A 17,975-nucleotide genomic window follows, 5' to 3' on the forward strand; every position below is an offset into this window, starting at 1 on the left:
CGACATCCCTGTTCGATATATTGCTAATTTCATCGGTTGCTAAGTATACTATTGCATTGATATGTATTGACTTTTTTAACTAAAGCCAAATTTTCTTTGCTCGGACAGACGCCGCCTGGGGTAAAACAGCCGTATGGAAAGTGAACACACAGAACCCACCAGCACTAACAGTATTCCTTTACTGGATCTGTCTGCGATTTCGCGCGAGATGCTGCTGCTGGGTAAACGGCTGGCAGATACCAAATATAAGATTGATATGCTGGGGAAAGTCGGCTGGGGTGAGCTGACGGCTAACCTGCACGGTCTGGAAGCTAGTGGCGAATGGAATGGCCCGGACGATGCGCTGACTTTTTTCAGTAAGATTTTTCCCTTTGCGATCCTGCCTTCAGAAACTGAGCCGATGGGGATCTATCAGGTGCCAACCGAGCGGGTGATTGGCCGAAGCTGGCGCTGGTGGCCCGATCACCTTAGTGGTAACAGCGAAGAGAAATTGCGTGAGCATCTGAACGGCCCCAATGCTGCCGAGAGTACCTCTTACTATTTTATTTCCGCACTGGCTGTACTGTTGGCGGTACAGGGACAGAGCAGGGTGAATTATTGCCGACAACGGCATATTCCGCTTATTACGGCGCGGGTAACGTATCTTTCCTACCCGCCCGCTGACCGTTTCAAGCTCTACCATGTTACCCGTGGCAACACCCGGCAGAGCTGGATAGTGCTGAATGATCGCTATTTACAGGCGATTCAGTGGCCGCGTATTACGCTGCCGGCACTGAGCAGTTATGGAGTGCATAGCGCCGTCTGGCCTCAGACGTTTCCCTCCACGGAACGAATTTTCGACGAGTTACATCATCCTCAACCCGCCGAGGATTTTGTCGCACCCTGCGTGGATCTACAGGCGCTGCAACAAAAAATAGAAGTGGAAGAACAGGAAGCGCTGCTGGCGGCTAAGCCGGTGAAAATGGCGCTGAGCGATATGGATATCGTGAATCTCTGGCCGGTGACGATGACCCTGACGTTCTTTTTCCTGCTCTCGCTGGTGGCAGCGGGCGTGACGGCGGGCGGGGGTTGGTTAGGTCTGATTAGTCTGGTGATCTGCGGGATGTCCGGCGCGCTGCTGCTGCTGCTCGCTGCACCTGTTTTCCTTGTGCGACAGAGTTTACGCAGCCGCAACAAAAAGGAGAGGGAAGAGTCGGCCACTTCTGTGCCAGAAGAGAACCCGGCATCCCCGCCAGCCGTATAAAAAAGCCCACGTAAAGTGGGCAACTAAAGCTATTCATCTGACTTTGCCATAATAATTACGGCAATAAATCATCGCACTAATCCCACAATAAATATAAGTGATTATACAGATCGATCTTTAGTGATCGATCGGAAAAACCGATTGATAGTCAAAATGTGAAGCAGGCGATACAAAGATAGAGCGAAATCGCACAATGCGCTTCTAAGTGGCGTCAATAACAGCCTAATGCGGTTGTTCAAATCCTGCTTTAACCATCTGTTCGCGCAGGGCACTGGTGATAACCCGGTTGCCCCCCGTGACCGGAAAGATCACGTTATTGATCACATCATCCAGATAGTGCTCATTAAATTCATGTGCGGTCAGCTGACCACCACCTTCATCGTTGATCGCTATCGATCCTTTAATATGATCGCCCGCATTCTTCGCGGTCAAACTGTAACGACCCATGCTGGTATTTATCGTGCTCATAAGATCTCCTTGTAACATTTTCAGGGGGAAAGGGTAGCAAGTGAGTCCATAAAATGACCTGAATAAGTCTAGCCAGGCTGCGCGCGATCCTCTAAGTCCTGAGCGTAAAGAAATGAAAGATCGTGAGCGCGGTCGCTAAATTTTATGCATGTTGCAGGGCATTATCTGTCCGTCGTTAACCCGCGAGGGTGACGTCAAGTTCAAGCGTAGCCAGTTCCTGACGTGCGGCGGCAGGCAGGTGTGGGTCAGTGATGATGCTATCAAACTGTGTCAGTGGCAGGGCAAGAAAGGTGGCAATTTTGTTGTACTTTGAGCTATCGGCCAGCAGTACTCGCTTGCGGCTGACTTCACTGACGGCGCGTTTAACGGCGATTTTTTCTTCATCCGGGGTAAAGGTGCCACGCATTCCCCAGCATGAGGCGGAGATAAATGCGATGTCTACGGACAGGCCACGCAGCGCCTGAGCAGCAGCATCCCCTACGCAGGAGCGGTTGTCGCGGCACAGTGTACCGCCAGTGTGGATCATCCGGCACTGGCTGGTGTCGATCAGGAAATTGGCAATCACAAAATCGTTGGTGATGATCAGCAGGTCGTCACGGATGCCCAATTCGCGTGCCAGGGCCAGCGTGGTGGTGCCGGCATCCAGGTAGATACAGCTGTTACGCGGGATATGGCGGGCGGCGGCGGCACCAATGGTCTGTTTTTCAAGGCTGAACATACTGGTTTTATCCAGATGCGTCGGCTCGCTGGAGAGGCGTTCTGTGGAACGGACACCGCCTGACACCAGTAACACGGCTCCCTGTTCTTCCAGCTTTTGCAGATCGCGGCGAATGGTCATGTGCGATACGGCCAGACGTTCAGTCAGTTCAGCAATACTCACGACTCCCCGCTCCTGTACCAGCGTTAATATTTGTTGATGTCGTTCTACCGGGATCATCATTATTCCTGTTGAGAGGGGAGTTGGCTTGACCAGAGTGTAAAGGAGCGTACCCGGCGTCTGCACCACAATTTTTATCAATTTATCACGGAAAGAAGACGTTTTCCTTCCCATATATCGATGGTTTTGTTTTTATCTTTATGAATTTAAATGAGTATTTTTATATCACGGTTATCGTGCTGCGGTGTTAATTCTTGTTATTCCTTCCTTTTTTACGGTTAATTGTTGTGATGCACGTCACCAAAAGTGCCGATAAAAGCGCCTATACTTCACATATCAAAACAAATAATCACCAAAATTAACACGGAGTGCGTATGTCTAAGGCAACATCAATGTCGGTTTGTGTCGTCGGCCTCGGTTCAATGGGGATGGGAGCTGCGCAGTCCTGTATCAAAGCGGGCCTGAAAACCTGGGGCGTGGATCTTAACCCACAGGCTCTGCAAACACTGCGCGACAGCGGTGCGCAGGCGGCGGAGAACTCGGCCAATGACTTTGCAGCCCAGCTTGATGCGGTGCTGCTGCTGGTGGTGAATGCCGCCCAGGTGAAACAGATTTTGTTTGCGGAGCACGGACTGGCGTCACGCTTAACACCCGGCACTGTGGTGATGGTTTCTTCGACGATCTCTGCGCAGGATGCACAGGCGATTGAACAGCAGCTGGCCGCACACCAGTTAATTATGCTCGATGCACCGGTATCCGGAGGGGCAGCGAAAGCGGCAACCGGTGAAATGACCGTGATGGCCTCCGGTAGTGATGAGGCATTTGATCGGTTACAGCCCGTGCTGGACGCGGTAGCGGGAAAAGTGTATCGCATTGGCAGCGAGATTGGTCTTGGTTCGACAGTGAAGATCATTCACCAGTTGCTCGCCGGTGTTCATATTGCCGCAGGCGCAGAAGCGATGGCACTGGCCGCCCGCGCCGGTATTCCTCTGGATACCATGTATGACGTGGTGACCAACGCCGCAGGCAACTCCTGGATGTTTGAAAACCGTATGCGTCATGTGGTTGACGGCGATTATTCACCGAAATCGGCGGTCGATATTTTTGTTAAAGATCTCGGCCTGGTCGCTGACACGGCGAAAGCGCTGCATTTCCCACTGCCGCTGGCGTCCACGGCATTCAATATGTTTACCTCCGCCAGTAACGCGGGCTTTGGCCGCGAAGATGACAGCGCAGTAATTAAGATTTTCAGCGGCATTACGCTGCCCGTAAAACAGGAGCAGAAATAATGCGTCTGGGTGTGATTGCGGATGATTTTACTGGGGCGACGGATATTGCCAGTTTCCTGGTACAGAACGGCATGTCTACCGTCCAGGTCAATGGCGTGCCAGCAGGGCCACTGTCGTCGCAGGCTGATGCCATTGTTGTCAGTCTGAAGTCGCGCTCCTGTGCAGCGGAGAAAGCGGTGGCTGATTCGTTACAGGCGCTGGCCTGGTTACAGCAGCAGGGGTGCGAACGTTTTTATTTTAAATACTGCTCCACTTTTGACAGTACCGCACAGGGGAATATTGGCCCGGTCACCGATGCGCTGCTGGCGGCACTGGGTGAGTCACAAACCATTATCTCTCCGTCACTGCCGGTGAATGGTCGCACGGTGTATCAGGGGCATCTTTTTGTCATGGATCAGCTGCTGTCAGATTCCGGTATGCGTCATCACCCTGTAACGCCGATGACCGACAGCAATCTGTTAAGGCTGATGGAAGCGCAGGCGAGCGGTAAGGCGGGATTGATTAACAGTCAGACGCTGGATCAGGGCGCCGATGCAGTGCGTCAGGCGCTGGAGGAACTGGCACAGCAGGGCGTGCAGTATGTAGTGCTGGATGCGCTGAATGAGCAGCATCTGCTGACCCAGGGAGAAGCGCTGCGCGATCGCCGCCTGGTGACGGGCGGCTCAGGGCTGGCAATCGGCCTGGCGCGCCAGTGGGCCAGTGCCGGGCACGATAGTGCGCGTGCTCAGGCCGCGGGTGCGCCGCAGGGCCAGCGCGCAGTGGTGCTGTCTGGTTCCTGCTCGACCATGACCAACCGCCAGGTGGCGCGTTATCGCCAGCAGGCTGCAGCCGCGGCGATTGATGTGGAACGTGCGCTGCATGAGCGCGACCGTTACGCCAGCGAACTGTGCGACTGGGTGGTGCAGCACGAATCGGATGCACTGGCCCCGTTGTTGTTCGCGACCTCAGACCCGGAAACCCTGCAACGTATTCAGCAGCAGTATGGCGCCGCGCACAGCAGTGAAGCCGTTGAGCAGTTGTTTGCCGCTGTGGTGCGTGAGCTGCAACAGCGTGGCTGGCAGCGTTTTATCGTGGCAGGAGGGGAAACCTCCGGCGTAGTAGCGCAGACGTTAGGCATTGATGCATTTCATATCGGCCCGGTGATTTCGCCAGGCGTGCCCTGGGTGCGCGCCCTCGGGCAGCCCGTTTCGCTGGCGCTGAAATCCGGTAATTTCGGCGATGAAAACTTTTTTGCCCGCGCACAAACGGAGTTTGTAGTATGACTGAACAACAAGCACGTGAAGAGATGGTCCGGCTGGGCGCTTCGTTTTTCCAGCGTGGCTATGCCACGGGCTCAGCCGGGAATCTGTCTATGCGACTGGAAGATGGTACGTTGCTGGCGACGCCCACCGGCTCCTGCCTGGGTGAGCTGGTCGCAGAAAGGCTATCGAAAGTGACCCCGGAAGGAGAGTGGATTGGCGGTGATAAACCGTCGAAAGAGATCAGCTTTCATCGCGCTATTTATCTGAATAATCCGGCATGTGGGGCGATTGTTCATCTGCACTGCCTGTATCTTACTGCGCTCTCCTGCCTGGAAGGGCTGGACACAAAAAACTGTATTCGCCCATTCACGCCGTATGTGGTGATGCGCGTGGGCGATGTCCCCGTGGTGCCTTATTATCGCCCGGGCGATGAGCGCCTGGGAGAGGACCTGGCGAAACTGGCCCCGCACTACAAGGCGTTTCTGCTGGCGAATCATGGTCCGGTGGTGGTGGGGAAAACCCTGCGTGAAGCCGCTGATAATACCGAAGAACTGGAAGAGACTGCCCGACTGATCTTTACGCTGGGCGACCGCCCGATTCGTTATCTTAATGATGACGAAGTGGCTGAATTACGGAGCTGAACATGCCTAAATTTGCTGCCAATCTGTCCACCCTGTTTAACGAACTGCCATTTTTGGCGCGTTTTGATGCCGCAGCTGAAGCTGGTTTTCATGGGGTAGAGTTTCTTTTTCCCTATGATTACGACGCCGATACGTTAAAGCAGGCGTTAACCCGCAATCATCTGGAACTGGTGCTGTTCAATACGGCGCCCGGTAATACAGCGGCGGGTGAGTGGGGGGTTTCTGCAATCCCCGGCCGTGAAGTGGATGCCCGCAAAGATATCGATCGGGCGCTGGAGTATGCGCTGGCGCTGAACTGCCGCCAGGTTCATATCATGGCGTCAGTGCTGCCGGAAGGGGCTGACCGTGAGGCTTACTGCCGCACTTTCATCGATAACGTGCGCTATGCCGCAGAGCGCTTTGCTCCGCATGGCGTGCGTGTTTTGCTGGAAGCGTTGAATCCAAAGACGAAACCCAATTATCTCTATTCCAGCCAGTATCAGGTGCTGGATATCATCAAACGTATCGACCGCCCAGGCGTGTTCAGCCAGCTCGATCTGTTCCATGCGCAGTTGGTAGATGGCAACCTGAGCCATCTGATTACTGACTATATCGGGCAGTATCAGCATATCCAGATTGCTTCCGCACCGGATCGTCATGAACCGGACGAGGGTGAAATTAACTATCCGTGGCTGTTCGATCTGCTCGATCGTAGCGGATATAGCGGCTGGATTGGCTGCGAGTATTTCCCGCGCACCACCACGCTGGAAGGACTGGGCTGGTTTAACGCCTTTAAATAACAGGACCTGTGTGATGAACGCTGCGTGTTCTGGCGCGCAGCGCTGGTTTTTTGCTGCCTGAATCAGGCGGTAAAGCCGGGGAAAATGAAATAAAACGGTGCTGTAGAGCACTGCGTAAAAAATAAAACCCTACGAGGCTGCAAAGATGTCTACTGCCCTGTTATTAACCATTGCTGTTGCCAGCGTGCTGATCCTGCTGCTGCTGGTGATTAAAGCCAAAGTTCATCCGTTTGTTGCTCTGCTGGTCGTCAGCCTGTTAGTGGCGATCTCGACCGGTATACCTGCCGATAACATTATGAAGGTGATTGTTTCCGGTATGGGCGGGCTGCTCGGCTCGATTACCATTATTATCGTGCTGGGCGCCATGCTGGGTGCGATCATTGAATCGTCCGGCGGAGCGGAGTCGCTGGCACAGCGCTTTACCCATACGCTGGGAGTCAAACGCACCGTCGCTGCACTGACTATGGCGGCGTTTATCCTCGGGATTCCGGTCTTCTTCGAAGTCGGGTTCATTATTGTTATCCCGCTGATTTACGGTTTCACCAAAGTGGCGCGCGTCTCTCCGCTAAAATATGGTTTGCCGATGGCGGGGGTGATGTTAACCGTGCACGTCGCATTGCCTACTCATCCGGGGGCGGCGGCAGCAGCGGGGTTGTTAGGGTCTGACATGGGCTGGTTGATGTTGCTGGGTATCGCGGTATCGATTCCGGTCGGTGTGGTGGGTTATTTTGTCGCGAAAGTGATGAACCGTCGTCAGTATCATTTATCGCTGGACGTCCTGGAGCAGCTTCAACTGGCGAAACCGGAAAGTAGCCCGCGTCAGAATCAGGAATTACCACCGGGTGCCTGGATGATTTCATCGCTCATTGTGGTGCCGATTGTCCTGATTGTGGTGGGTACACTGGCACATAGCGTACTGCCTGAAGGCAACAGCCTGCGCCAGTTCCTGACGCTGGTGGGGACGCCGGCCATTGCATTACTGATCGCACTGGCGCTTTCTGCCTGGTTGCTCGGTCTGCGCCGTGGCTGGAGCAAAGAAAAGCTCAGCGAATTGCTGGACCGCGCTATTCCGAGTTCAGCAGGGGTGATTCTGGTAGCAGGTGCAGGGGGCGCGTTTGGTAAGGTGTTGGTGGAATCAGGCGTCGGTAAAGCATTGGCACTGTCGCTGGAAACTATCCATCTGCCGTTGATTCCGGCTGCTTTTATTCTGTCGCTGGCACTGCGTGCCTCGCAGGGATCGGCGACCGTTGCCATTCTGACGACCAGTGGCCTGCTGACGCAGGCGGTCACCGGGTTAAGTGATACACAACTGGTGCTGGTCACCCTGTCTGCCTGCTTCGGTGGCCTGGGGCTGTCGCATGTGAATGATGCCGGATTCTGGGTGGTGACGCGTTATCTTGGCCTGTCGGTCGCCGACGGTCTGAGAACCTGGACCGTGCTGACAACGGCGATGGGATTGACCGGTTTTGCGCTGGTATGGATGCTGTCTCTGGTGCTGTAGTGTTTGTCTGATCGGTTTCACCACGCGAAGAATCAATCTTCTTCTATACTTAAGTCACTACGTTGTAGTGACTTTTTTTATGAGAAGAGGGCATGGAATGAAAATTATTCTCTGGATTATTGCGATCATCTTTATTGTCGGTCTGCTGACTATTACCGGTGTATTCAAGCTTATTTTCTAACGGTATGTGGATAAGCATTATTCCGTTTTAACACGGCGGTCAGCAGTTTGCTGGCCCCGTACTCAACGTCATTCCGTCAACATCAGCCGCGTAAGGGTTTATCCGTAAAGTAGCATACGGCATGCTTATCGCCTTTTTTCGCTGGCCATACTGAAACCGATTCCGCAGAACGGATGCAGACATCATGTGGATTCAGACGCTTATGACAGACTGCACAAGCAGCCCCGTGATATTCAGTACTATCATTACGCGTCGTGAATATAAATTTTGAACTTCCGCACCTGCCACACCTTAGCATTTTCACAACCTCTACTCTTCCTGAGTGCTATTCAATGAGAATTATCTTATCAAAAATTCCGAGGAGATCTATAAATAATATTCATTAATTAGCTTTGTGAATTAACGGCTAATAGTATGATTTTTGTAGTGTTTACGGTTTTTTTATCAGTTTTTTCGAATTATTGAGGATAAAAACAGTCATTTCATTCACTGTACAATGATTTTCATCAAGTAAACTTCACCGAATTTTTACTGATTGATTAGCGTTGTGAAGGTTTTTTTCACTTTTTGGAAAGATTACTGCTGAAGTTTACGAGTTTTCCTGGTGTGATATTTTCTCAGCTGAATTATATTTTTTCTTACCTACACCGATGTTTTATAATGTGAAATAACGGGAATGCTCTTTTTACTGATGGGATATATTTCGGTGATTAATGGAGTGTTTAAGTGCTTTGTTTATAATTATTACCAGAACGGGTAATACATTTGGTCAGGGTTTCTGACTAACGTTGAGGATGTTGCATACAGCGATCATCCAGGGAGCAGTGAATTTATCGTGAACACAAAACCGGCCTTATTACTTTCAACCCTGCTCGGTGGGCTGACTCTGAGCAGCGCGCATGCGGCAACTCTCGGAGATGGGATTGCTGATACATGGCATTCCTTCAGTGATAACGTTAGCCAGACATGGAATGAACCACAAACTGTCGATCTCTATGTCCCTGCTATTACCTGGCATAACCGCTGGACTTACGACAAAGAGAAAACGGACCGCTACAATGAACGTCCCTGGGGCGCGGGTGGCGGTGTTTCACGTTATGACGAAAAGGGTAACTGGAATGGCATCTATCTGATGGTGTTTAAGGACTCTTATAATAAGTGGGAACCGATTGGCGGTTATGGCTGGGAGAAAACCTGGCGACCGCTTAATGACCCTGACTTCCGCCTTGGCCTGGGGTATACCGCCGGGGTAACAATGCGTGATAACTGGAACTATATCCCGATCCCACTGGTGCTGCCGCTGGCCTCAGTCGGCTATGGGCCTGCAACTTTCCAGATGACTTACATTCCAGGAACTTACAATAACGGCAATGTTTTCTTCGCCTGGCTGCGCTGGCAGTTTTAATCTCCGGGGTTTGTCGTAAAAATGATGTCGGGTAAAAAAAGGCGATATTTATCACTTTTTCGTCCTCGGCTACTGGACAAAAGCCTTGGCAATTGCTGTACTAACCCCCGACACAGTTTAGTGTCCATTTTTCATGTAAAGGTAATATAGATGTCTAAGATCAAAGGTAGCGTTAAGTGGTTTAATGAGTCCAAAGGATTCGGTTTCATTACTCCTGAAGATGGTAGCAAAGACGTGTTCGTACACTTCTCTGCCATCCAGAGCAATGGTTTCAAAACTCTGGCTGAAGGTCAGCGCGTAGAGTTCGAAATCACCAACGGTGCCAAAGGCCCATCTGCTGCTAACGTTGCCGCTATTTAAGTTATCAGACAGAATTTTTAAAAACCCGCCAATGGCGGGTTTTTTTTCGCCTGCGATCCGGGGGCACAGTATGTCTCTACGTGTTGAAATACTGCATTAGCCACGCAACAGTCGCAGTACAGGCCAGCAGCACGGCAAGATACTCATTTTTGTGGCGGGGAAGAAGGTTCATGGCGATCATCTCTGTTGGCTGAATGATGACCAGTGTGCCGTGCGATTATTAAGGAAACATTAAAATAGGGGGTTGCACGCCATAATTAAGGGGATCCTTACACGAATTAGCTTTTGTAACATTACCCTGTGATCTGGCTCCTTGCAGGGACTGCCTTGCTACAGCTATAAACATAGGCAGAAGTTTTCACCTGTTCACCCGGCTTGTTGGCATATTGCGGAGAATGACCATGAATATTCGTCTGGCTGAATCGAAAGATGCTTTTGCCCTCAGCGCATTGTTAACAGAACTGGGCTATGCGGATACCGCGCCTTTTATTGAGCGCAGGCTGGCTCAACTGATGATCGACGAGACTGAACAACTTCTTATTGCCGAACAGGGAAATACGGTATTGGGGTTTCTGTCGTTGCATTTTATTCCACAGCTTGCGTTGGCAGGGGATTTTGCCCGTATCAGCTATTTCTGCATTGCCGAAGGTGAGCGCAGCAAAGGGGCCGGGCAGCAGCTGTTACAACATGCTGAGCAGTTGGCAATGGAGCGTGGCTGTGACCGGGTCGAGGTACACTGCCATGAGCGTCGTGAAAAGGCGAATGCGTTTTACGCGCGCGAGGGTTACCAGGAATCACCACGCTACCACATCAAAGATTTGACCTGACCGCCCCAGGAGCATAACGATGACGATGAAAGTGGCATTAGGACAGTTCGCCGTGAGCCGTGAGTGGCAAGATAACGCCGATATCTGCATCGGCTTAATGGCTCAGGCAGAGCAGCAGGGAGCAAGACTGCTGGTGCTGCCAGAAGGGGTGCTGGCGCGTGATATTACCGACCCGGACCTGGTGCTAAAAGCGGCGCAGCCGCTTGATGGCCCGTTCCTCAGCCAGGTCCTGGCCGCCAGTCGGGCGAATACGCTGACGACGATGATGACGGTGCACGTACCGACGGCGGATGGACGGGCGCTGAATGTGCTGGTGGCGATACGTAACGGTGAGATTATTGCCCGTTACGACAAACTGCATCTGTATGACGCCTTTGCGATGCAGGAGTCGCGCAATGTCACGGCGGGCAATAATGTCCCTTCGCTGGTGGATGTGGACGGGTTGAAGGTCGGGTTGATGACCTGTTATGACGTCCGCTTCCCTGAGCTGGCACGTCGCCTGGCGCTGGACGGTGCTGACCTGTTGGTACTGCCTGCTGCCTGGGTGAAAGGGCCGCTGAAAGAGATGCACTGGGAGGTGCTGGTGACCGCCCGAGCGCTGGAGAATACCTGTTATGTGGTCGCGGTGGGTGAGTGCGGCCCGCGTAATATCGGCAATAGCCTGGTGGTTGACCCGCTCGGTGTGGCGATTGCCAAAGCCGCAGAAGGCCCGGCACTGGTGTTTGCCGAGGTCGACCCACAGCGTATTGCCGATGCACGCCGTGCATTGCCGGTATTAGAGAATCGTCGCTTTGCCCGCCCTGAACTTGATTGTGGGAAGACTCAGTAATGAAATAACACGCTATTACGCTGATGCTGGGGACGTTAAATCTGGTCAGCCACGCTGCGCCAATACAGCGCATATTCTGTTACAGATTGCAGTTGTAATTTCACGCCATCAGCGCGTTAATACTCGCCTGTTACCGACCGTTGTGACGGTCAGATAAATGAAAGAAGGTAAGTATGGAAGGTCTCAGTCTTGGCAAATTGCTGATCGTTGGCGCGTTAATCGTCCTATTATTCGGAACCAAAAAACTGCGCACCCTGGGAGGGGATTTAGGTTCGGCCATAAAGGGATTTAAGAAGGCGATGAATGACGATGATTCTTCTGCGCAGAAAGCCTCGTCAGAAGAGAAAAACGCCGGACAGATCTCTCACAAAGAGTAATTCTGCTCAAAAAAAACGGATGACATTGTCATCCGTTTTTTTTGCTCCGGGCAGAAGGATTACTTTACTTCCAACCCTTTCGCCTGCAGATCAGCATGGTATGACGAACGTACGAACGGGCCACAGGCTGCATGGGTGAAGCCCATATCCATTGCGGCTTCTTTCATTTCGTCGAACTCAGCAGGGCTCACATAGCGCTGTACGGGTAAATGGTGGCGGCTTGGCGACAGATATTGCCCGAGGGTCAGCATGGTCACGCCATGGCGACGCAGATCACGCATCACTTCAACGATTTCTGCATTAGTTTCACCTAATCCCACCATCAGGCCTGACTTGGTTGGAACGTCCGGGTGAGCTTCTTTAAAGCGCTCCAGCAATTTCAGTGACCAGTCATAGTTAGCACCCGGACGTACCTGGCGGTAAACGCGCGGCACGTTTTCCAGGTTGTGGTTAAACACATCCGGTGGTGTATCAATCAGAATTTCCAGTGCGCGGTCCATACGACCACGGAAATCAGGCACCAGCGTTTCGATTTTAATCGCAGGGCTTTTTTCACGGATAGCACGGATACAGTCAGCAAAGTGCTGTGCTCCGCCATCGCGCAGGTCATCACGGTCAACCGAGGTGATCACCACGTAGCGCAGTGCCATATCCGCGATGGTCTGTGCCAGTTTGCCGGGTTCATTGGCATCAGGTGTTACCGGGCGGCCGTGGGCCACATCGCAGAACGGGCAGCGGCGTGTTCAGATGGCGCCCAGAATCATAAAGGTGGCCGTGCCGTGGTTAAAACATTCAGACAGGTTAGGGCAGGAAGCCTCTTCGCAAACGGAGTGCAGACCATTTTTACGCATCGCGGCTTTGATGCCCTGAATACGGCTGGAATCGGCAGGAAGTTTAATACGCATCCAGTCTGGCTTACGTAAAATCTCCGTACGCTCGGTCATCACGGTTTTCACCGGGATCAATGCCATTTTGTCTGCGTCGCGGTATTTTACACCGCGTTCCATCACGATCGGTTTACTCATATTCTTGCAGGTTCCAGGTTGGATTGCGGCAATCTATTCGTATACAAAACAGCCGCTAACACTCAATGAGTTGGTGATTTTCAACTTTTTTTGATAAAGCGCAAAAATTATATCATCTCCTCGCAGCAGATTCAGCCTGACTGTGCGAGAAAGCGTTGCAGAATTGTAAAGCAACATACGTATTTGCCCCCTATCTTAGCGGGAGTTCCGTACTTTCGCTCCAGGAAACGTCAGTTATTGCCAGTTGAAGAGCAAAATTTTTGATCAGCAACGGCTGGATATCGGCAGGTGTCGCAGAGGCAGTGAGTGCCGCCAGCTGTGTCATCTCCATTCCGGCATAGCCGCAGGGGTTAATGCGCAGGAAAGGGGTTAAATCCATATCAATATTCAGCGCAAGGCCGTGAAAGGAGCAGCCATTGCGGATCCGCAGCCCTAATGAGCAGATTTTTTTGCCGTCAACATAGACACCCGGGGCATCGGGGCGCGCATTGGCGGTCACGGAAAAATGCGCCAGTGTATCGATCACCGTTTGTTCAAGGGCGGTAACCAGCTGGCGTACGCCCGTTTTACGACGCTTCAGATTCACCATCACATACATGATCTGCTGACCGGGGCCATGATAAGTCACCTGGCCGCCACGATCGCTCTGCATGACTGGAATGTCGCCGGGCATTAACAGGTGTTCACTTTTTCCTGCCTGCCCCTGAGTAAACACCGGGGGGTGTTCCACCAGCCAGATCTCGTCCGGCGTATTATCGTCACGCTGGTCGGTGAACTGATGCATGGCGAGAGAAACAGGCGCCCAGGGCTGCATGCCGAGTTGGCGGATAATCAGGCTAGTGTGAGGCAAAACGGACAATCCGGTTGGGTAACGAGGGGAACAGTATAACGTTGGCACAGGGCAAGAGCCAGCTTGCCCCCGCCAACGTCAGGGTTACAGCACCATGCGGACAATTTCAATCTTACCCAACTCGTCATACAGGGTTTCGACCTGTTCGATGTGGGTGGCGGTGATGGTAATCGACACCGAATGATAATTGCCTTTGCTGCTTGGTTTAACATCCGGAGAGTAGTCACCTGGTGCATGACGCTGCACCACTTCAACCACTTGATCGACCAGCTCCGGCTGTGCCAGACCCATCACTTTATAGGTAAAAGAGGTGGGGAATTCGAGCAGTTCTTTAAGATTGGTTTTCATATGGACTCCGGTGACACCAACAAGGACTCCCGCCGCAGCGGGAGTAAACAGATACTCACAATATGGGGATATTAGAGATTAATTTCAAGATGTGAGCGATCGCGTAGGGGTCGGGCATGCCCAACCCGGATCTGTGGTTAACCGAACCAGTGGTGGAACATCAGTTTGATATAATCAATGATGCGGCCAAAGAAGCCACCTTCCGGCATATCATTCAGCACCACCAGTGGGTGCTGTTCAATGGTTTTGCCGTCCAACTGGAAGTTGATGCTGCCGACGACCTGGTTTTTCTGCAAGGGAGCATGCAGCTCGGTATTGCTCAGGGTATAGCTGGCTTTCAGGTCTTTCATGCGGCCACGAGGGATGGTAAGGAACACATCTTTTTCCACGCCCAGCTGCACACGATCGCTGTTACCGAACCATACAGGCTCAGAGGCAAACTCTTTCCCGGCTTTCAGTGGTGCCACCGTTTCGAAGAAGCGGAAGCCCCAGGTCAGCAATTTCTTGCTCTCGGTTTCACGCCCTTTGTAGGTGTGGCCGCCCATCACGGTGGAGATCAAACGCATCTGGCCTTCGGTCGCAGAGGCCACCAGGTTGTAACCTGCCGCATCGGTGTGGCCGGTTTTAATACCGTCAACGTTGAGGCTGGTATCCCACAACAAACCGTTACGGTTGGTCTGGCGAATATTATTAAAGGTGAACTCTTTCTCGTGATAAACAGCGTATTCGTCCGGCACATCACGGATCAGTGAGCGGCCAATCAGCGCCATATCGCGCGCAGAGCTGTACTGCCCTTCAGCGTCCAGACCGTGGACCGTCTGGAAGTGAGTGTTTTGCAGGCCCAGCGCTTTCACGTAGTTGTTCATCAGGCCCACGCACGCATCCTGACTGCCGGCAACATAATCGGCCATGGCCACACAGGCATCATTACCTGATTGCAGTACGATACCGCGCGTCAGCTGGGAGACCGGTACGCGGTCGCCAGGCTTCAGAAACATCAGAGACGAACCTTTGAACACCGGGTTGCCGGTGGCCCAGGCATCTTTCCCGACGGTGACGATATCATCCTGATGGATTTTACCGGCTTTGACCGCCTGGCCGATGACATAGCTGGTCATCATTTTTGTCAGACTCGCCGGGTCACGGCGCGCATCGGCATTCTTCTCAGCCAGGACTTTCCCTGAGTTGTAATCGATCAGGACATAGGCTTCAGCATCAATTTCCGGTACGCCGGGGATCATGGTCTTGATGTTCAGGTCGTCAGCATAAGCGACAACATTGAGGCTGAGGGCGATAAGCGTGCCTGTAGTCAGGCGTTTGAGCAGTCGGGATGGCTTCAGAGTGTTCATGTAAGGACAACAACATCCATGGGCTAGGTTAAAAAAAGTGACTCACTATAGCAAAATCATCCTGCCACGACCCGCCTAAATCTGGCGGATCGGTGGAGAATTACATTGCGTCAGGTGCGACAGTAATAAACGATTGTTGCTGTGCTTCACTCGCCAGGCGCTGCTGTAATGCGGCGGCCTGCTGGCGCGAAGTGAAACGACCAAGCTGGACGCGATACACATTGCCACGGCTGTCTACTGAGCCGGGAACGCCGAACTGTTTACCCAAACTGGTTGCCAGCTGGCGTGCACGTGGACCATCGCTCAGTGCGCCAACCTGCACCACATAATTGCCGGTGGCACCCGTTGCAGGGCGTGAAGCTGCTGCTGCTGCCGTTGGGGCCGCGACAGCAGCAGGGGCTGAAGAAGCGGAAGGTGTTACCGCGACCGGTTCACTGCTTTCCAGTACGCCGCCCGGTAAGGGTTGTGCCGCGCCAAGGAAACCACTGCTGCGCACGGGAGCGCCCATGGTGTTATCACTGTTCAGCGAGCCGTTATCCACCGGACGTGACTGTTGTTCCATTTCCTGTGGCTGCGGACTGGAGTACTGTGCGGGCTGTGATGGTGATGATGACATCACGGGTGTCGAAGCAGCACCGCCGCCCATTGTCATACCGCCACCAATTTCCGGGCGCGAGGGCAGTGCATAGCTCTGTTTCGCCACGGTAGTGCCAACCGTCCCCGGGCCTGACAGGCTGCCATCCGGTGCGACAGCAATGTAATCGACGCGGACTTTGCTGTTATTGGAGATATTAAGGCGGTCGCCTGCCGCACGAGACAGGTCAATAATACGGCCTGGCGTGTAAGGGCCGCGATCGTTGACGCGCACCACAATCATACGGCCATTGGCAATATTGGTCACACGGACGTAGCTGGGCAGAGGCAGCGTGGGGTGTGCGGCCGTCATGGCGTTCGGATCGAAGGTTTCGCCCGTTGCGGTACGGTTGCCGTTGGCTTCTTCGCCATACCATGCAGCCAGGCCAACCTGACTGAAGTTCGATGGATCTTTGACAATTTTATAATTTTTGCCGTTGACCGAGTAATCCTGGCTGGTGCCGGGATTAATCGGTTCATAGCGAGGCTCCGCACCGCCAATCTCGACCACCGGGCCGTTATAGGTCGCTTGCTGTTGGGTGACGGGCGCCTGCTGGTCGCTGTCAGTAGTACAGGCTGCCAGCAATGCTGAAGCCAGGGCAATCCAAAGCCAATCCTTACGCATGTTTATGCCTCTTAAACGCTCTTCGACAACAGTTTTCGATGGGTGTGAATCGACATAATGATCCCGAACCCGGCCATCAGGACGATCAGCGCGGAACCCCCGTAGCTCACCAGCGGTAACGGTACCCCAACAACGGGCAGAATGCCGCTCACCATGCCAATGTTAACAAAAACATAAACAAAGAAGATCAGCATCATTCCACCAGCCATCACGCGACCAAAGGTTGTCTGCGCGCGGGCGGCCATCATCAGGCCGCGCATAATCAGCAGCACGTAGAGTATCAGCAGAACCAGCACCCCGACTAATCCTAATTCTTCGGCCAGTACGGCGAAAATAAAGTCCGTGTGACGCTCCGGTAAAAACTCCAGCTGTGACTGGGTTCCATGCAGCCACCCCTTCCCGCGCAGGCCACCAGAGCCGATGGCTATCTTCGATTGAATAATATGGTAACCCGCCCCCAGCGGATCACTTTCCGGATCCAGCAACATCATCACGCGATCGCGCTGATAGTCGTGCATCAGGAAGAACCACAGGATCGGGATAAATGCGGCGACCAGCAGCACCGCAACAGCGATCAGTTTCCAGCTCATGCCAGACAGGAAAAGGACAAAAAGCCCGGAAGCGGCAATCAGGATCGACGTTCCCAGATCGGGCTGTGCAGCCACCAGCAGGGTCGGCATAAAGATCAGTACCAGCGCGATAGCGGTATTTTTCAGCGTAGGCGGGCAGACATCACGGTTAATAAAGCGCGCCACCATCAGTGGTACGGCTATTTTAGCGATTTCCGATGGTTGGAATCGTACCACGCCGAGATCCAGCCAGCGCTGTGCGCCTTTACTGATATGACCGAACGCATCGACCGCAATCAGCAGGATCACGCAGACAATATACAGATAGGGTGCCCACCCCTCGTAGACGCGCGGTGGGATCTGCGCCATCACCAGCATGACAATCACGCCCATGGCGATCTGACCGAGCTTGCGCTCCATCATGCCGGGATCCTGGCCGCTGGCACTCCACATCACCAGCGCACTGTAGATCAGCAGCGCGGTAATGATGAGGCAAAATAGAGGATCAACGTGGATGCGAGTCCAGATTGTCCGTTTTTGATGGCTATCATTCATAAC

At 53.0% G+C, this 17,975-nt stretch carries 19 protein-coding genes and 1 pseudogene; 12 read left to right on the forward strand and 8 right to left on the reverse strand.

Features of this window, described 5'->3' with window-relative positions:
• Positions 1–133 precede the first annotated feature (133 nt).
• On the forward strand, positions 134–1,243 hold the full coding sequence (locus tag WH277_RS11980; RefSeq protein ID WP_238337072.1) for a hypothetical protein: 1,110 nt from the start codon (positions 134–136) through the stop codon (positions 1,241–1,243).
• 222 nt (positions 1,244–1,465) lie between these two features.
• Here the strand turns inward: WH277_RS11980 and WH277_RS11985 are convergent, their stop codons facing one another.
• Positions 1,466–1,711, reverse strand: a complete 246-nt coding sequence (locus tag WH277_RS11985) for a hypothetical protein (protein ID WP_133845626.1) — start codon at positions 1,709–1,711, stop codon at positions 1,466–1,468.
• Between the two features lie 175 nt (positions 1,712–1,886).
• A complete protein-coding gene (gene ygbI / locus WH277_RS11990; protein WP_167864164.1) occupies positions 1,887–2,648 on the reverse strand; it encodes a DNA-binding transcriptional repressor YgbI in 762 nt (253 codons plus the stop codon).
• Positions 2,649–2,962: 314 nt separating this feature from the next.
• Here ygbI and ltnD point away from each other — a divergent pair, with 314 nt between their 5' ends.
• From ltnD to tatE, 11 genes are all read left to right on the forward strand, one after another.
• Complete coding sequence (gene ltnD / locus WH277_RS11995; protein WP_133845624.1) at positions 2,963–3,877, forward strand: L-threonate dehydrogenase; 915 nt, start codon at positions 2,963–2,965, stop codon at positions 3,875–3,877.
• Positions 3,877–5,139 (forward strand): 3-oxo-tetronate kinase, encoded by a 1,263-nt coding sequence (gene otnK, locus WH277_RS12000; RefSeq protein ID WP_133845622.1) that lies wholly within the window; start codon positions 3,877–3,879, stop codon positions 5,137–5,139. The genes ltnD and otnK overlap by 1 nt, the downstream gene beginning before the upstream one ends.
• The gene (gene otnC / locus WH277_RS12005) at positions 5,136–5,759 is read left to right on the forward strand and encodes a 3-oxo-tetronate 4-phosphate decarboxylase (RefSeq protein WP_159337445.1); all 624 of its coding nucleotides are present in this window, start codon (positions 5,136–5,138) and stop codon (positions 5,757–5,759) included. Before otnK ends, otnC begins: the two co-directional genes overlap by 4 nt.
• A 2-nt stretch (positions 5,760–5,761) precedes the next feature.
• Complete coding sequence (locus WH277_RS12010) at positions 5,762–6,538, forward strand: HPr family phosphocarrier protein (RefSeq protein ID WP_339505728.1); 777 nt, start codon at positions 5,762–5,764, stop codon at positions 6,536–6,538.
• Positions 6,539–6,683: 145 nt separating this feature from the next.
• Positions 6,684–8,039 (forward strand): GntP family transporter, encoded by a 1,356-nt coding sequence (locus tag WH277_RS12015; protein ID WP_133845616.1) that lies wholly within the window; start codon positions 6,684–6,686, stop codon positions 8,037–8,039.
• 97 nt (positions 8,040–8,136) lie between these two features.
• Complete coding sequence (locus WH277_RS28710) at positions 8,137–8,220, forward strand: membrane protein (protein WP_017346848.1); 84 nt, start codon at positions 8,137–8,139, stop codon at positions 8,218–8,220.
• Positions 8,221–9,055: 835 nt separating this feature from the next.
• Positions 9,056–9,625, forward strand: a complete 570-nt coding sequence (gene pagP / locus WH277_RS12020) for a lipid IV(A) palmitoyltransferase PagP (RefSeq protein WP_133845614.1) — start codon at positions 9,056–9,058, stop codon at positions 9,623–9,625.
• 150 nt (positions 9,626–9,775) lie between these two features.
• A complete protein-coding gene (gene cspE / locus WH277_RS12025; RefSeq protein WP_004156612.1) occupies positions 9,776–9,985 on the forward strand; it encodes a transcription antiterminator/RNA stability regulator CspE in 210 nt (69 codons plus the stop codon).
• 401 nt (positions 9,986–10,386) lie between these two features.
• A complete protein-coding gene (locus tag WH277_RS12030) occupies positions 10,387–10,812 on the forward strand; it encodes a GNAT family N-acetyltransferase (RefSeq protein ID WP_133845612.1) in 426 nt (141 codons plus the stop codon).
• A gap of 25 nt (positions 10,813–10,837) precedes the next feature.
• Positions 10,838–11,641, forward strand: coding sequence for a deaminated glutathione amidase (locus WH277_RS12035; protein ID WP_133845776.1), 804 nt, complete (start codon positions 10,838–10,840; stop codon positions 11,639–11,641).
• 173 nt (positions 11,642–11,814) lie between these two features.
• The gene (tatE, locus tag WH277_RS12040; protein ID WP_133845610.1) at positions 11,815–12,018 is read left to right on the forward strand and encodes a twin-arginine translocase subunit TatE; all 204 of its coding nucleotides are present in this window, start codon (positions 11,815–11,817) and stop codon (positions 12,016–12,018) included.
• Between the two features lie 59 nt (positions 12,019–12,077).
• Here tatE and lipA read toward each other — a convergent pair.
• From lipA to mrdB, 6 genes and pseudogenes are all read right to left on the reverse strand, one after another.
• Positions 12,078–13,043 (reverse strand): annotated as a pseudogene (lipA, locus tag WH277_RS12045) (lipoyl synthase).
• Between the two features lie 190 nt (positions 13,044–13,233).
• Positions 13,234–13,902, reverse strand: a complete 669-nt coding sequence (gene lipB / locus WH277_RS12050; RefSeq protein ID WP_420361217.1) for a lipoyl(octanoyl) transferase LipB — start codon at positions 13,900–13,902, stop codon at positions 13,234–13,236.
• A 75-nt stretch (positions 13,903–13,977) separates the two neighbouring features.
• A complete protein-coding gene (ybeD, locus tag WH277_RS12055; protein ID WP_062745316.1) occupies positions 13,978–14,241 on the reverse strand; it encodes a DUF493 family protein YbeD in 264 nt (87 codons plus the stop codon).
• 137 nt (positions 14,242–14,378) lie between these two features.
• The gene (dacA, locus tag WH277_RS12060) at positions 14,379–15,590 is read right to left on the reverse strand and encodes a D-alanyl-D-alanine carboxypeptidase DacA (RefSeq protein WP_339505729.1); all 1,212 of its coding nucleotides are present in this window, start codon (positions 15,588–15,590) and stop codon (positions 14,379–14,381) included.
• Positions 15,591–15,690: 100 nt separating this feature from the next.
• Positions 15,691–16,848, reverse strand: a complete 1,158-nt coding sequence (gene rlpA / locus WH277_RS12065; RefSeq protein WP_159337440.1) for an endolytic peptidoglycan transglycosylase RlpA — start codon at positions 16,846–16,848, stop codon at positions 15,691–15,693.
• A gap of 11 nt (positions 16,849–16,859) precedes the next feature.
• Positions 16,860–17,972 (reverse strand): peptidoglycan glycosyltransferase MrdB, encoded by a 1,113-nt coding sequence (mrdB, locus tag WH277_RS12070; RefSeq protein ID WP_133845600.1) that lies wholly within the window; start codon positions 17,970–17,972, stop codon positions 16,860–16,862.
• Between the last annotated feature and the right edge of the window lie 3 nt (positions 17,973–17,975).

Origin of the sequence: Erwinia sp. MYb416, from assembly GCF_037479575.1 — a bacterium.
Lineage (GTDB): Bacteria > Pseudomonadota > Gammaproteobacteria > Enterobacterales > Enterobacteriaceae > Erwinia > Erwinia rhapontici.

Coding starts and splice junctions, on each gene's coding strand:
- mrdB (WP_133845600.1), bottom strand. CDS start 17,972: ATGAATGATAGCCATCAAAAACGGACAATCTGGACTCGCATCCACGTT.
- WH277_RS11985 (WP_133845626.1), bottom strand. CDS start 1,711: ATGAGCACGATAAATACCAGCATGGGTCGTTACAGTTTGACCGCGAAG.
- WH277_RS12030 (WP_133845612.1), top strand. CDS start 10,387: ATGAATATTCGTCTGGCTGAATCGAAAGATGCTTTTGCCCTCAGCGCA.
- WH277_RS12010 (WP_339505728.1), top strand. CDS start 5,762: ATGCCTAAATTTGCTGCCAATCTGTCCACCCTGTTTAACGAACTGCCA.
- ygbI (WP_167864164.1), bottom strand. CDS start 2,648: ATGATCCCGGTAGAACGACATCAACAAATATTAACGCTGGTACAGGAG.
- ltnD (WP_133845624.1), top strand. CDS start 2,963: ATGTCTAAGGCAACATCAATGTCGGTTTGTGTCGTCGGCCTCGGTTCA.
- WH277_RS12015 (WP_133845616.1), top strand. CDS start 6,684: ATGTCTACTGCCCTGTTATTAACCATTGCTGTTGCCAGCGTGCTGATC.
- otnC (WP_159337445.1), top strand. CDS start 5,136: ATGACTGAACAACAAGCACGTGAAGAGATGGTCCGGCTGGGCGCTTCG.
- dacA (WP_339505729.1), bottom strand. CDS start 15,590: ATGAACACTCTGAAGCCATCCCGACTGCTCAAACGCCTGACTACAGGC.
- WH277_RS12035 (WP_133845776.1), top strand. CDS start 10,838: ATGAAAGTGGCATTAGGACAGTTCGCCGTGAGCCGTGAGTGGCAAGAT.
- cspE (WP_004156612.1), top strand. CDS start 9,776: ATGTCTAAGATCAAAGGTAGCGTTAAGTGGTTTAATGAGTCCAAAGGA.
- rlpA (WP_159337440.1), bottom strand. CDS start 16,848: ATGCGTAAGGATTGGCTTTGGATTGCCCTGGCTTCAGCATTGCTGGCA.
- WH277_RS28710 (WP_017346848.1), top strand. CDS start 8,137: ATGAAAATTATTCTCTGGATTATTGCGATCATCTTTATTGTCGGTCTG.
- otnK (WP_133845622.1), top strand. CDS start 3,877: ATGCGTCTGGGTGTGATTGCGGATGATTTTACTGGGGCGACGGATATT.
- tatE (WP_133845610.1), top strand. CDS start 11,815: ATGGAAGGTCTCAGTCTTGGCAAATTGCTGATCGTTGGCGCGTTAATC.
- WH277_RS11980 (WP_238337072.1), top strand. CDS start 134: ATGGAAAGTGAACACACAGAACCCACCAGCACTAACAGTATTCCTTTA.
- ybeD (WP_062745316.1), bottom strand. CDS start 14,241: ATGAAAACCAATCTTAAAGAACTGCTCGAATTCCCCACCTCTTTTACC.